16 protein-coding genes are annotated in these 13,130 nt (G+C 51.4%); 8 read left to right on the top strand and 8 right to left on the bottom strand.

Annotated features, from left to right (window positions below; translation table 11 throughout):
* Positions 1–9: 9 nt before the first annotated feature.
* The 7 genes from HNQ64_RS18245 (at position 10) to HNQ64_RS24500 (ending at position 3,635) form a co-directional block, all read left to right on the top strand.
* Positions 10–1,155, top strand: coding sequence for a hypothetical protein (locus HNQ64_RS18245; RefSeq protein WP_221305492.1), 1,146 nt, complete (start codon positions 10–12; stop codon positions 1,153–1,155).
* A gap of 3 nt (positions 1,156–1,158) precedes the next feature.
* Positions 1,159–1,392 (top strand): hypothetical protein, encoded by a 234-nt coding sequence (locus HNQ64_RS18240; RefSeq protein WP_184211318.1) that lies wholly within the window; start codon positions 1,159–1,161, stop codon positions 1,390–1,392.
* A gap of 5 nt (positions 1,393–1,397) precedes the next feature.
* Positions 1,398–2,036: a hypothetical protein gene (locus tag HNQ64_RS18235; RefSeq protein ID WP_184211316.1), complete on the top strand. Its 639-nt coding sequence runs from the start codon at positions 1,398–1,400 to the stop codon at positions 2,034–2,036.
* A gap of 10 nt (positions 2,037–2,046) precedes the next feature.
* A complete protein-coding gene (locus HNQ64_RS18230) occupies positions 2,047–2,679 on the top strand; it encodes a hypothetical protein (RefSeq protein ID WP_184211314.1) in 633 nt (210 codons plus the stop codon).
* Between the two features lie 244 nt (positions 2,680–2,923).
* Complete coding sequence (locus HNQ64_RS24185; protein ID WP_281382954.1) at positions 2,924–3,055, top strand: hypothetical protein; 132 nt, start codon at positions 2,924–2,926, stop codon at positions 3,053–3,055.
* A 25-nt stretch (positions 3,056–3,080) separates the two neighbouring features.
* Positions 3,081–3,470, top strand: coding sequence for a hypothetical protein (locus HNQ64_RS18225; RefSeq protein WP_184211312.1), 390 nt, complete (start codon positions 3,081–3,083; stop codon positions 3,468–3,470).
* A gap of 15 nt (positions 3,471–3,485) precedes the next feature.
* Positions 3,486–3,635 (top strand): transposase, encoded by a 150-nt coding sequence (locus tag HNQ64_RS24500; protein WP_408004365.1) that lies wholly within the window; start codon positions 3,486–3,488, stop codon positions 3,633–3,635.
* A gap of 172 nt (positions 3,636–3,807) precedes the next feature.
* Here the strand turns inward: HNQ64_RS24500 and cysS are convergent, their stop codons facing one another.
* The 4 genes from cysS to HNQ64_RS18200 all read right to left on the bottom strand — a co-directional run bounded on the left by cysS (position 3,808) and on the right by HNQ64_RS18200 (position 6,432).
* Positions 3,808–5,217 carry a cysteine--tRNA ligase gene (gene cysS, locus HNQ64_RS18215; RefSeq protein ID WP_184211310.1) on the bottom strand — a complete coding sequence of 470 codons (1,410 nt, stop codon included), beginning with the start codon at positions 5,215–5,217 and terminating at the stop codon, positions 3,808–3,810.
* A 90-nt stretch (positions 5,218–5,307) separates the two neighbouring features.
* Entirely contained in the window at positions 5,308–5,628 is a 321-nt protein-coding gene (locus HNQ64_RS18210) for a KH domain-containing protein (RefSeq protein ID WP_184211308.1), read from the bottom strand.
* Positions 5,629–5,695: 67 nt separating this feature from the next.
* Positions 5,696–5,944 (bottom strand): 30S ribosomal protein S16, encoded by a 249-nt coding sequence (gene rpsP, locus HNQ64_RS18205; RefSeq protein WP_184211306.1) that lies wholly within the window; start codon positions 5,942–5,944, stop codon positions 5,696–5,698.
* 209 nt (positions 5,945–6,153) lie between these two features.
* Entirely contained in the window at positions 6,154–6,432 is a 279-nt protein-coding gene (locus HNQ64_RS18200; protein ID WP_184211304.1) for a hypothetical protein, read from the bottom strand.
* 109 nt (positions 6,433–6,541) lie between these two features.
* Here HNQ64_RS18200 and HNQ64_RS18195 point away from each other — a divergent pair, with 109 nt between their 5' ends.
* Positions 6,542–6,994 carry an RrF2 family transcriptional regulator gene (locus tag HNQ64_RS18195; RefSeq protein ID WP_184211302.1) on the top strand — a complete coding sequence of 151 codons (453 nt, stop codon included), beginning with the start codon at positions 6,542–6,544 and terminating at the stop codon, positions 6,992–6,994.
* Here HNQ64_RS18195 and HNQ64_RS18190 read toward each other — a convergent pair.
* The 4 genes from HNQ64_RS18190 to HNQ64_RS18175 all read right to left on the bottom strand — a co-directional run bounded on the left by HNQ64_RS18190 (position 6,980) and on the right by HNQ64_RS18175 (position 13,130).
* Entirely contained in the window at positions 6,980–7,753 is a 774-nt protein-coding gene (locus tag HNQ64_RS18190) for a hypothetical protein (RefSeq protein WP_184211300.1), read from the bottom strand. The two genes, HNQ64_RS18195 and HNQ64_RS18190, sit on opposite strands and share 15 nt — an antisense overlap.
* Positions 7,746–8,309 (bottom strand): RNA polymerase sigma factor, encoded by a 564-nt coding sequence (locus HNQ64_RS18185; RefSeq protein WP_184211298.1) that lies wholly within the window; start codon positions 8,307–8,309, stop codon positions 7,746–7,748. Before HNQ64_RS18185 ends, HNQ64_RS18190 begins: the two co-directional genes overlap by 8 nt.
* A 285-nt stretch (positions 8,310–8,594) precedes the next feature.
* Positions 8,595–11,150 carry a BatD family protein gene (locus HNQ64_RS18180; RefSeq protein ID WP_184211296.1) on the bottom strand — a complete coding sequence of 852 codons (2,556 nt, stop codon included), beginning with the start codon at positions 11,148–11,150 and terminating at the stop codon, positions 8,595–8,597.
* A 24-nt stretch (positions 11,151–11,174) separates the two neighbouring features.
* Positions 11,175–13,130 (bottom strand): VWA domain-containing protein, encoded by a 1,956-nt coding sequence (locus tag HNQ64_RS18175; RefSeq protein ID WP_184211294.1) that lies wholly within the window; start codon positions 13,128–13,130, stop codon positions 11,175–11,177.

Raw genomic sequence — 13,130 nt, 5'->3', positions numbered from 1 at the left:
ATGGCCCGTGTGGGCCTGAAGCCGACGCTCGGCCGCAGCTTTGAAACCCAGGTCAAAGACCTGCAACGCCGCGCCCGCGACGCCGCCCTCCGCCCGGTGCCACAGGCCGCAGGCAGCACCGGCCCCGCACCCGAAGCCCGCCTCCAGTTCAGCCAGAGGAGTGGTGCAGGGCAGGCTGCCTATGGCACCGGAGGTGATGAGCTTGTCTCGCCGTTTGATACCAGCGCCACCATGCCCACTAATCAACGGACTCTTTCTCAAGAGGAGATGGCAAGAATACAGCAGGCTCTTCATGAAGTTTTGAATGCGCCTGTGGACATTAACATCCAGCAGGAATTAGAAAAATTGCGCGCTGCGGATACCACAGCCTCAATGCGTAAACACATCGAGACCACTACCTTCACCAGCCGTAAACTGATTCAGGGCGGAGGCATCAATTTCGCCTTTGAACTTCGCAATGGCGTCCCGGTCATCTATAAGCCTGCACAATTTCAATCACGTGAAAAAATTCGGGCTGGAATTGAGCCTTCCACTCAGTGGCGGCGCGAAATCGCCGCGAGCCTGGTGGCTGAGCATCTCACGATTTCATTGATCCCTCCCACCGCCCGTATTGAAAATATCAATGGAGAGGGATCCGCCCAGTTGATGAAGGAAGGCTTTTTAACAGGAAAAAAGATGTCAGCTATCTTAAAAGATCCATTTTTTGATGCCCGCAAATTGGTCACAGATGAAATCGCCGAAGATTGGCAACTGCTGGAAGATCTCCTGCTTGAAACAGACCGCCATCAGAGTAACTACATGATCAGAGTGAACGATCAGAACAAGGTGATTGAACTTGCGTTAATTGATAACGGACTTTGCCTCAGTGCGAATCCTGGCGTGCTTAAAAAGCGGCACAATGGCCCACGGGAAATGCATTCGATAGGCCTAAAGAATCTGCAACGGCTGCGCCATATGATCTCTCATCAGGCAGAGATAGAAAGAGATCTAGAACCGTATCTCGAGAATGCTGCAGTTGCAGGGCTTTTTGCCCGAGCCAAAGCCTTGCTTATGCGTGGAACCTATGGCAATTTCGTGTTGGAAGAAATCAATTCTCACCTTCCACCAAACTTTAAGATGAGCAGGCAAGTGTATGATTACGAGATCAATGAATAACTTATGAAAGTAAAAATTTTTGATTCTAGTGGTGGTAAAACAGAACACATGGGAACTTGGACCTTAGATGAAAATGGCAGAGCGGTGTGTGATGATGTCAGGGAGACTTACTTCGCTGAAAAGGAAGGAATAACAGGCATCGGGAAAGTTTATTACCCTAAAGACGGAAAGGACTTTTTGCGTGCTTTGCCGGTTCATCTGAGAGGCACATACGTTTGGGCTGAACTGGAAGAGTAGCAGCCATGGCCGTGGCCCGCGCGCGTGCAGACGGTCGGCTCGTTGTGGAGCCCGGCATGACCCAGATCTACACCCCGGCCGACTTTCAAAGGCGGCTGGAAAACCCCGCCCTCAGCGACACCCTCTTTGAGCTCCCCGGGAAGCTGGAAGACTACGGCCCCGAGCCCCAGCGCCAGGCCCTGCTAAACATGGTAAACCGCGCACAGACGCATGAGGAAGCCCAGGGCATCGTCCACGCCTTCCAGCAGATGAAGCGCATCGGCTACCAGCTTGAAAACGTGTCCCTACATTACCGGGGGAACCAGGGCCTGGATCTCATCTTCCGCACCGCCAGCGGAGAACTCGCCCTGGTCACCACCCCCACCTACGCCGCCGTGGAGGCCAAGCATGGGAAAGGGCTTGAGTCACTGGCCGTGGATACTACAGGAAACATGCAGGGTAGTCTCAACTACAACCAAAAACGTCTCGAAAGCTACCTCAAGGAAGGGGATGGCTCGCACAAGCAACTGGCTAAACAGCTTCTTGACTTGCAAGAAGATAAAAAACTGGAGAGCTATGCAGCCTTAAAAGGCAGTCAGAGCCTCTGGAGACTGATTCCAGTGAGTGAAAATCCTTGTAAGTTTAGTCCTATTAAAATAAAATAATTATATGGCAATGAATGCAATTGAACGAATCTCTTTTTATGAAGAGAGATTACAGGGCTCTCATTCTCGTTGGAAACGAGCCATCAAAGAAGAAGACTACGACTTAGCAGTTACAACTTTGAACAATCTGGTGGAGCGGTATCATCTTTTAGGTTTATACCATTGGCGTGAAGGCAACAACCCCACAGAGCCTTTCAAGCATGCTGTTTCAATGATTTTTGAAGGGAGATCAATACTTGAAAAGTTAAATCCTTTGCAAGCTTCCAAAGAGCACTTGCCTTACTGGAAGACAGCTTGGATCGCATCATTGATCAATATTGAACACCCTGCGGTCGATCTGGAAATTTTGGATGGTAGTAGTAAATTAAATGCTTTTTTAAGCAATGTGGTGAATGAAAAAATGAGTATTCAGAAATGGCCTCAACATGAAGACAGTTTAAAACCAAGTTTGCTTCATTCTTTGGCTATCAAAACAAATCGACTTTATACTGATTTATTGGCAGGGAGGATGAGCGCCCAAGATGGCGTTAAATTGGGCCAGGAGCTTTTTACGCAGAGGGAGAATGATCCCTTTTTTGATGTTAGTACAGAAGGAGGCGGTGGCGACAATAAGTTTGTCGCCACCGCCTTGGAGCCATCCTGAAAAAGATCGGTAGCACCGTGCCTACTGTGCACGCGTGGGTGTGGTAGAAGCGCCGAACAAACTTTGCGATCACAGTAACAGAGTTAGAACGGCTGCCTGCACTCGCGGGTGGCCTGGCTTATTTCCGGACAAGCAGATGAAACGGATCGACTAGAGTAAATCACGGAAAGAATTTCCGGTATGTAGGTTGGAACAAATCGCTCTACAAAGACCTGAAGTGTGGTTTGGAGAAACCTTGAAGCCTATGGAAGTCAGCCCCAACTGTGACAACGCCAGCCTGGAGGAAATTCAGGTGGCCACGGACACTGCCCTAACAAGCACAGCTTACATCCGGCTTTCCGCCATTCGCTGCCTGTTACACGGCCTCACTCGCTAGGAGGTGTGCGAGATCTTCCGTCACAGTGCTCAAAGAACAGCTCCAGGTGGAGCTCGGCTATAACACCGTCATCCGCCATCTCCATGATCTGGATTTCAATCCGCAGTTGCCGCGCAAGTGGCCTTTGCCGCTTCTGGATGAGCCTGAGCATGGAGCCCGGCACCAGGCCTTTGAAGTAAAGATCAAAAGTCAGGCCCAGGATCTAGGCGTGGAAGGAGATCCTCGGCCAAGACGCAGGCGGATGCAGCCAGGCAGCAAGCCGAAGGTTCCGCACTTGGGCGAACATCTGCGGCGAAGTGTGGTCGGGGCGGTGTGCCCTGCTAGCGGGGAGAGCTTTCACCTGGTGTTTGACGGATTCGACAGCGCGGTTTTCAAATGCTGGCTGAATGAGCTGGCCAAAAGCGTGCCTTTGTAGGAAGGGGTACGTCGGGTGCTGGTGCTCGACAATGCGACCTGGCACAAGGTCAAAAGTCTGCGTTGGCACCATTTCGAAGTGCTGTTTTTACCGCCATACAGCCCGGACCTCAATCCCATTAAGAGGCTGTGGTTAAGGCTCAAAGCGGACTTCTTCACGGACTGAATCGCGCGCACTAGCCAGAGCTCAAGGAATAGATCAGCCTAGCGCTCAATGAGGTCATGACTCACCCCTCAGACCGATTCAGTCTGCTCCATCAGGAAATCCTTTTCGTGATTGCTATAGCTCCATGCGCCCATTCTAGGTTGATCTTTCCATCAAACATTCAGCGCTAAGGTCACTTCGGCAGCACCTGGTAGCCGTCTTTGCTGTCTTTAATGATCCAGCCCGCAGCATCGAGTTCTTTGCGCAGAACATCGGCAGCAGCCCAATCTTTGGACTGTTTAGCCTGCCAGCGTTTTTCTGCCAACTCGGCAATATCGGCAGGAACCTCCGCAGCAACTTCATCCATCAGGTCAGGGAACTGTAAGCCAAGAGCACGGAGCAAAAAGTGGAACCCTTCAAGTGCGGCTGTAGCTTCGTCCTTGGACAAAGACGAAGGCTTCGTCTTATTGATGGCACCGAAAATATCGCCCAACGCACCGGGGACGTTCAGGTCCTCATTCAACGTTCCCCAAGCTTTCGCAAATAGACTTGGCGCAGAGCCCTGCACATCCCCCACCCGGCCACTGATTTCACGCAGAACTTTATCAAACTTGGCCAACTTTTGAAGAGCCTGGCGGGCTGCATCCAGGGAATGCAGCGTGAAATTCAAAGGCGTGCGATAATGTCCACTGATGAGTACATACCGGACTTCTGCGGGAGTATAACCACGCGCACCGAGATCTTCCAGGGTATAGAGATTTCCAAGACTCTTGCTCATCTTCCCGCCGTCCACCATGAGGTGGGTAACGTGAAACCAATGACGGGCAAATTTGCCGTGGGTAGCGCAGCAACTTTGAGCGATCTCATTCTCATGGTGCGGAAAGATGAGATCCACCCCACCGCCATGAACATCAAAGTCTTCTCCAAGATACTCCAGAGACATGGCACTGCACTCCAAGTGCCAACCCGGACGGCCTTCGCCCCAGGGACTGGACCAATGGTTTGGGCCATCTTCCGTCTTTTTGCCTTTCCAAAGAGCGAAATCCGCCAAGGAATCTTTAGTGTATTCGTCACTATCTGTCGCACTGGCAGCGCTAGAGGCCCCGAGCTTGAGTTCGCGATCTTCCAAATGAGAAAGGCGACCATAATCCGCGAAGGAGGCGACTTTAAAATAAACACTGCCATCCGGAGTGGCGTAAGCATGACCGCGCTCAATGAGCGTCTCGATCATGCGGATCTGATGCGGAATATGAGCCACGGCGCTCGGCTCCACATGAGGTGGCAAAAGATTCAAGGCTGCGCAATCGGCATGAAACTTCTCCGTCCAATAACGGGTGAAGTCGGTGAGGCTCTGGCCAGCTTTTTGAGAATCGCGAATTGTCTTATCATCCACATCCGTGAGATTGCGCACGTGCAAGGTTGCGAGGCCGCCTTGCTCGATAACCCGCCGAAAAACATCCTGAGCGACAAAGGTACGGAAATTGCCAATATGGGCCGGACCGTAAACCGTAGGGCCGCAGCAGTAGAAGCGCAGTGTCTTACCATCCAAAGGTGTGATGGTGCGTGAGGAGCGAGAGAGAGTATCGTGAAGAGTCAGCGACATGAAAAGGAACGCTGGGGATAATGCGGCGCGGTGCTTTCTGCAACCGCTGGGGATCAAAATAACAGGACGAAAATTCGTCAAGGTCCCGCCTCAACAACCAGCAGCGGCAGCTTCGCGTTGTTGCTCCTGCTCAGGGGTTTCCTCTCCCTCTAAATCACGTGCAGCACCGATTTTGAGACTGACACGAATGCCGTGTTTCTCAGCGGCCGTCGTGAGTAATGAGCGGATAGAACTAGCCGTCATGCCGTTTTTACCCAATACATGCTTAACATCTTCGGGAGCAAGTTGCACTCTAAACACCAAAACGCCATTGGCGTTGTGGCCAATGGCGATGGAAGCTTGCTGAGGGTGGTCAATCAAATTGGCCACCACATAGGTCAGGAATTCGCGAAGAGCTTCGGGGGCGTCCATGACAAGCAATTAAATGTTTCCGTCAGCCCGAGCAACAACGGAAACCAAAAATGATGTTACCAATTGCTTACTTAGCAGCTGCTGCAGCTCTCTTGATGAGGCTACGAACTGTTTCTGTAGGCTGAGCGCCTTTGGCGATCCAAGAATTCACCTTCTCAAGATCAATGTTGGTGTTCGCGCCTTTTTTCTGTGGGTCATAAGTGCCCAAGATTTCGAGGAAGCGACCATCGCGTTTGAAACGCTGGTCAGCGGCGACGACACGATAGAACAGACGGCCTTTGGAGCCTTCTTGACGGAGACGGATTGCTACTGCCATGAGATCAAATAATATTTCGGACTTTCGGGGAGGTGGAGGATGCTAGATAAACCTGGGGAATCAAGGTTTATTTTCAGATTTCTAAATTCCCTTAACTGATTCAGCCAAGAAGAATAGCAGGAGCATGCAACGCTTTGACAAACCATAAAAAAAGAACGGCAACCCTCAACAGGTTAGCCGCTCTCATTTAAATCATTTTGTCAGCGAGCTTATTTACTGCTGGTGTAAGGAGTAGTCACCACAGTTTCCTCCTGAACATACACCACTTTAGAGCGGTTCTGCTTGAAGGCGACTGGAAGGTGGGCAGTGCCTTGAAGGCGCTCCTGCCAAGTGTAGTCGAATTCACGCACTTCACCCTTCTTATGGTAGCCTGCACCCGGAGTGCGATAGCGTTTGTAGAATTGCTCATTCACGCTGCCCACCATGTAGGGCTTCGTGGTGCAAGAAGAAAGAACGGAGAGGGTGATGAGGGAGAAAATCCATTTCATAGGAACAATGAGAGTTTGGCCAGAAACGAGTCCAGTTGTCAAAAAAAATTTCGTAAATGCTGCCATTGCTGGTTGCCTCAAAATTAAACTCCTTTAACGCATAGCCTTCATGAAGCTCTCCCGTAAAGCCGAGTATGCCATGCGCGCCTTATTGGCTATGGCTCGCTCGCCTGAAATATCCACCTTTTCCATCCAGGATATTGCCGCGAATGAACGCATCCCTTTAAAATTTTTGGAACAGATTTTATTGGTCCTTAAAAATGGCGGACTGTTGCGGAGTAAACGAGGCGTGGGTGGGGGATACCAATTTCAAAAAGCACCTCTCCGCATCACCCTTGGCGAAATCGTGCAACTGATTGATGGGCCCTTTGAGCCCATTCACTGTGCGACGATGATTGATCAACCCGGGGCCAAATGCGAATGCGGCATTCCAGGCGGGTGTGGGCTCGGCCAAGTCTTTGGCAACCTGCGCAATGATGTCAATGCCTGGCTACAGGCCACTACATTAGCCGACGTACTCGAGCGGGACAAAATCCGCCAACCCGTGTCATTTGAGATCTGAACTAGCGACGAGGAATTCGTCCAAATTCGTTTCAGGGGAATCTCCCATCATCACATAGACATATTTGCGGCATGACCAGGAGGCTACAGGATATCCCTCCACACGTTCCACCTTTTCAGGGTTGAGTTGGTCTGGGGTGTCTTTTAAAGCCTCTTTCAAGACGACAAAAAGATGGGCCTCTTGATCCCCTCGGCCAAAACAAACCATGGCGACTTTTTGACCTCGCCATGAGACGGTGCGGCAACCGAATGGGCGTGCCTCTTTGGTACAAGGTTTTACGACATAAGGTTTAGGTGCACCCTGGGTACCCAGCCAAGCACTTACATTGGCGATTTCACCAGTGACATGATCCAGACCAAAGCCTTGATTTTTCATGGAATCGAAAATATCCACAATCTCTGTCTCAAATTCCGCTAAAGTGGGAGTGCCCGCCGTGGCTGCGGGCTCGGAGAGCGTGAACAAAATCCCCATAAGAGCAATCGCAGCCGCCGTGGCCAACCAGGGAAGTCGCTGCCAGCGAGGCACAGCAGTGGTCAATTTAGCCGCCGCTAAAATTTCTGACCGCAGGGAATCAGGAACCGGCACTTCACCGACGCATTTGCACATTTTGCGGTCGAACTCCTGCTCCTGAGCAAACCATTCCATCAAAGCAGGACGCTGAGGCAAAGTCTCCAGAGCCTCTTTCAAAAGAGGATCATCATTGTCCTGACCGTGCGGGCGGCAGGCACTCAGACGAAGCTGAATTTCTGAGTCATCCATGGCGACTAGAACGTGGGGGTTCGACAAAAGGAATCACTTTGGGAGAAGGAGGAGAAGCACTAGAATCTTGATCTTCGCGGGCTGGGGACAGCTTTTGACGCAACTGGGATTTCCCCCGCGAAAGGCGAGACATCACCGTACCGATGGGAACATTGAGAATTTCCGAGATTTCCTGATAACTGTGTTGCTGAAGATAAAAAAGAGTCAGGGGTGCGCGATAAGTTTCGTCCAACTGGCTCAGCGCATCCAGAGCAGATTGACCATCCAATTCCTCCATCGTGCGATCCTGCACCGCAGGGAGTTCCGGCTCCGCATCTGCCAGTTCTACATGTGGAAAACGAACCGAACGGCGACTGCCAGTAAGAAACTCACGATAAAGGGTCGTAAAAAGCCAAGTCTTGGCTTTGCTACGATCACGGAGTTGAAAACCCCGAGTAGCCCAACGCAAAAAAGTCTGTTGCGTCAGGTCAGCTGCGTCGGCCTCGCGCTGGGCAAGACTCAGCGCGAAGCGATAAAGCCCCTGGTAGTGTTCTTGAACCAAGTGTTCGAACTCCATGTGACGCAGCTAACAATAAAAAATGAGAGGTTGAGCTCTTAAAAACTCAGCCCATTCTACATCTTTTTCGAGTCACACGATGCACATTTCGTGCAATCAGCAGGCTTCTTTTTACAGCAATTGGCGCAACTGGAGAGACCCAGGCTGGCAAGGGCGAGGGAAAGAAGAAGGATAGCTTTCATATCAGGTAGGTTGTGGTTGGATTTAATTCAGCATCCCAAATGCGGCAATGCCTAACCATGAGAGCCCGCTGTGACGGAATTATTCCTCGGGGTCTAAAAAAAATCAGGGGACTAAAGCTTCATCCCAAATCCACAATGGGGTGATGGCCCCCCCCTCCACCCAGCCGCGCAAGTTTTCGGGCGCATTTGGAATTTCTATATAAACCCAAGTGCCACGTTTTTCTAAAACTCGCACTTGAGAACCTGGCGGTAGATCCATCACAGTCCCAGATGTCACGGTAGCAGCGGTGTAGGCCCGTACATCAGACACGGTGACCAGAGAAATATTCTGTATGCGTTCCAGTCCCTGGGGCCTGAATGCAGCCAAAGAAGCTGCTGGAATGGCGATCAAAAGACCCAAAACAGAAACGATCACTGCCCCCGTTAGAGCCCCGCGACCAGCTAAGATACGCCAAAGAACGGAGAACATCACAAGCCAAAAACCAATAGCAGCCAAAAGCACCCATTCATTGGGCGTTAGCCACAGACTCCATTCTGCTAGGGGCGATTTTTCACCAAAAGACAAAAAACGTAGCCGCTCATGCAAATGGCGCAGATTCTGGCGTAATTCAGGATTGCGTGGATCAAATAACTGCGCTCGCTGATACCATAGAACGGCACGACCAAGATCCTCTTGGCGGTAGCGCGCGTGACCGATGAGTTGAAAAACCTCAGGACTGAGTTGAGCGGGTTTCTTCTTGGTCAGTGATTCAGCCACGTATTGAGCACGGGCGAAATTCCCCTTCTCCATTTCCGCCAAAGCTTCACGATAGACTTCATCTGAGGTGGGGGCTGAGTTTTTCGAAGATTGTGCCGATGAACTAGTGGAGGCCAGAAATCCTAAAAGGGCCAGCAAAGTCACCTTGGCGAGAGCTTGTTTAAACAGGCGACTTAAAGTCTCCGTGATCTTGCGCTGCTCAATCGCTGGGATAGGACTAGCACCCGCAGCGGTAAAATGTGTGTTTTCGTAGCGTTCGACGATCGCTTTCAAATCAGGATCTTTCACCGGAGTTCCAGCACTAGCGACATGGATGAATTGGGCTGCGTGGCGCAGAAAGTTAGCCTCCGAGGCTTTACCTGATTCAAATTCAGCCCAGGCAGCACGGAGCTCCCCTGCCCGACCTGCCATGCGGGCTGAACGGCGGCGGCGACTGATCGCAAATACACTTGCTAAAAGGAGCAATCCTACGGGCACCATCTGAAGACTCCAAAAAGTGCGGCTGTGAATGAGTAGCGTGCTGGTAGGTGCAAGCCAGCGAGAGGTTGGCGAGGGCTTAATCACGATGTCTGTGATATCTGGCGAGGGATCTGCAACAGGGGGGGGCACGGGCATATTCGCTGTCGTCGAGGCCGTCGCAGCAGTCTCAGAGGTGGGCGCTGCAGGTTTCATGGTCAGCGGGATCGCTTCTGTGCGAAGAGTCACGTATTGCTTCTGCGTGGCGCTGAAATAGCTGACTTCAAAAGGAGGAAGCGCAGCGTGGACAGCCTCAGGAATGAAAACCTGCGAATAACCAATTTTTCGCTCTAAAGTCGGCACTTGGTTTTGGTCAAGCTGCCCTTCAATATTGTAGCGCTTCGCAGGATAAGATTTCCATCCACTCGGAGCAGTCAGCGCCGGAGCCGTGAGCGCGTCAAAGTTACCGGTGCCTTCAAAGATTAACTCCACTGCTAATGGATCTCCCACCGTGAGCTCGTTTGGGTTGGCACTGGCTGTCATCGAAAAATCTCCCACCGCCCCACTGAAGCTAGCGGGTTTCCCCTCAGTTGGCAGAGGCAGCACTTTGAGAGTTACTTGCTGGCTTTTGACCACCAGTTTTCGCGGCTCAGTAGGGACCCCAAAGAACGCTTGTGGAAAATTCTGAGGCAAATTGGGGCGACGAGCTCCTTCCATGGGAACTTCGACCAAAATCTCCATGGATGCAGGCCCCACTTTAAGATCACCTGTCCGCAGAGATGAAAGGGTGCTGCGAAACGTCAGAACAACATAACCCACCCCGTCAATGACGGTCGTCGTCTGATCACTTTGCTGAGGGAAACGTGAAATGGCGAAGTCACTCTTTTCAATTTCGATCAATCCGAGGCGACGAAGCTGGGTCTGTCGAGGCACGTACAAACTGCAGGTCACCGGCATGACTTCTCCTTGATAAATTTCTTTTTTACCAAGCTCGATTTGAAGAACTGGCTGATTAGCATCCTCGCCAGAGCCAAGGCCGGAGGGATCACTACCAGCCTCCACAGAAAGTTTTACTTCATTCGTCGCGACCTCTTCCCCATTGATACGAAGAGTTTGCGCAGGAATGACAAACTCCCCAGGCTCAGACGCTGCGACCCCCCAACTGAGTTGAATAGAAGTCGTCTGACGACCTTGAGAAAGACTGTATTGCTGAGAAGTCGAGACTGCTGTGGATTGACTGATCTGAAGCGGCAGTCGAAGATCCGGAACGCTTTCTACCTGACCATCCTGGACGGTAATAACGTACATCACCATTTGGTTAGGCCTAGCTTTGGCTGGCTGAATGTAGGCACGAACTGTGGCAGCATGAGACAGACTGGTCAAAGCCAGCCAGAAAACAGCAAGTAAACGCCAAGCTGTGCAGGAATCTCGAATCACTTTAGTCATGGGTCCCATCATGTTCATTTCCAGTTACCAATCTTTGCCATTCACTGCCGGATCTCGCGGACGCACGATCTGGGCTTTCTTTTGATCGTCTGCATAGGTTCGCAGAAAGGCACGGGCCTCATTGCGGCTAAAGCCTGTAGCATCATCGGCCTTGTTTTCAGAGGCTTCGGCTTGCTCAGCCTGCTGGCCTTCCTTGTCTTTGGGCTCACCTTTATCCGCAGCTTTCAGTTCACCTTCAGGCAGTTCTTCCTCCTTTTTTTCACCCTTTTGTTTTCCCAGGCTTTCTTTGCGACTGCGGTCTTTGTCTTTTTGACCTTCTCCATTTTCGTCCCCTTCCTCTCCGGATTCACCTTCTTCACCTCCATCTTCCCCTTCTTCTCCCTTATCCCCTTTTTGGCCTTTCTTTTTGTCGCCCTTATTACCCTTGTTACCTTTTTGTTCCTGGGCGTCCAATTGCTTCTGCAGCTCTTCCAGACGCTTTTTCACAAAGTCTCGGTTTTCCTGAATGGCTTTGTTTTCAGGTTCCATTTTCAAAATGGCCTCAAAATGCTTCACCGAATCCCGCCAAGCTTTGAGCGTGTATTTGGGCTGCTTGGCCAAAGATCGGTCCCCTTGGTCATACAAACTGTGAGCTAACCCTTGATGAGCCTGCTTTTGCACCTGAGGCTCATCGGATTCTAGAGCTTGGCTGAAGGCTCCGACGGCACGGTCGTAATCTTTGAGTTGATGAGTCGAGTATCCCAAAGCCTGAGCGTAGCGATAACGATGACTGGGCGGCGGATTTTCATCCTTGAGCAGTTTGCCAAATAGCTCAGAGGCCAGCTTGTGATTGCCACTTTTGAGTGCCTCTTCTGCAGCCTGCACTTTTTCCTGATTTTCGGTCAAAAGAGTGGCCCACACAGGTGCTGTTGAAGCAGCAAACGCCGTCTGTGAGCCCTGTCCAATACTCAGGAAGATGATAGCTATAGATGGCACCAAACGACGGCGCGAAGGAGATGGGCGGAGGAACCAAGCGATCATAAGAAACAATACTCCAATAGACAACGGCCACTGAAAACGTTCGATGGGTTTCACAAGTTGCTTGGCTTCATTTGCCTGTGCTTGGAGCGCAGAGAGCAGATCCCGCACCACGGATACAGCCAGAGGTTGGGACCCCAATTTGAGATACCTCCCACGTGTAGCAGCAGCCACCTCTTGCAGCACAGCCCCTTGCAATGAGGTCTTCACAACATTCCCACTGCGATCACGGACATAGTCACCTTGACGATCTGGATCTGGGTCCGGAATCAGTGCGCCAGACTCTGTCCCTACTCCGACTGTAAGAACGAGGATGTTTTTCTTCGCAGCCTGTTGGGCATATTCGCGCACTTGGGCATCGGGTTCGCCGCCATCGCTGAAAAGAATCAATCCATGATTGCGCGCGGGGCTTTTTTCAAAAGTCTCCATCGCCAACTTTAGAGCTTTACCCAATTCACTCCCACCTCGAGGAACGGCCGTGAAGTCAAGCGACTGAATCGCTTCGACCACCGCTTCATGATCGGTGGTCAGAGGGGCCTGAAGGTAGGCATTGCCAGCAAATGCAATGAGACCTACACGATCTGTTTTTAAGGAATTGAGAACATCCTGCGCGGCCAGTTTAGCCCGGGTCAAACGATCTGGTGTGACATCGTTCGCCAGCATGGAACGCGAGGTATCTAAGGCGATGATGATGTTTCTACCTGATTCGACCTGCACGGTCTTATCCTCTCCCCAACGCGGCTGCGCAATTGCAATGATGAAGCAAGCTAAGGCGAGGAGCTGCAAAGCAAAAATGATGCTGGAACGCGCGGCTGAAATACCCAGCAAGAGCTGGGGGCGCAGCCGAGGGGCCGTCATCTTCTGCACGATCTGCCCCGCACGCCATGCTGCCCACAGGCGCAATCCCAAAAAAACAGGAAGTCCAAGCAGCAGGTAGAGGAGATCTGGGAATGCAAAAGTCAT

Origin of the sequence: Prosthecobacter dejongeii (assembly GCF_014203045.1) — a bacterium.
GTDB classification, from domain to species: Bacteria; Verrucomicrobiota; Verrucomicrobiia; order Verrucomicrobiales; family Verrucomicrobiaceae; genus Prosthecobacter; species Prosthecobacter dejongeii.
The sequence above is the reverse complement of the archived record's forward strand: the minus strand, read 5'-3'. Positions and strand labels throughout refer to the sequence as shown.